Raw genomic sequence first — 548 nt, 5'->3', positions numbered from 1 at the left:
GTCGTCGGCGAGGAGGCCCTCGGCGCCAACGCGGCCAACATCGCGCTCGGCCACGGCGAGGTGCCCTCCGAGAGCCCGGGGTCGCGCCCCGAGGGCCCCGATCCCGGCGAGCCGGCCGAGCCGCCCGCGGGCGAGCCCGAGGCCTTCTCGCCGCCGGCGGTCCCGCCCGTCGTGGTGGGCGACGACCCGGCCGAGGGCGACGTCGCCATCGGGAAGACCGCCGAGAACACGAGCCGGGACGACGGCACCACCCGCGTGGGCGACACGGTGCGCTACGAGATAACCCTGCGCAACGACGGGGCGGGCACGAGCTGGATGGACGCGGTGATCCGCGACGACGTGCCCCGCGGGCTCGAGCCCGTGAGCGGGACCATCCGCCTCACGCTGCCCGACGGCTCGGAGGTCTCCGTGGACGACGCGGCCTACGACCCGAAGACGCGCGTCCTGGCCGTCGCCTGCGGGCACCTCTACGGCGGGCAGGAGGCCGTGCTCGTGTTCGACGCGCTCGTGACCGGGGAGGCGGCGGGAGCCGACATCGGCAACGTGGC

Annotated in this window: 1 protein-coding gene; it reads left to right on the top strand. The window is 76.3% G+C overall.

Going from position 1 to position 548, the window contains the following annotated elements; genetic code table 11:
• Positions 1 to 548 (top strand): DUF11 domain-containing protein (locus C811_RS15525; RefSeq protein ID WP_016310674.1); only part of this gene is annotated, 548 nt, incomplete at both ends.

The organism is Adlercreutzia caecimuris B7 (assembly GCF_000403355.2).
Taxonomy (GTDB): Bacteria; Actinomycetota; Coriobacteriia; order Coriobacteriales; family Eggerthellaceae; genus Adlercreutzia; species Adlercreutzia caecimuris.
This window is presented reverse-complemented; position numbering and strand designations above follow the sequence as displayed.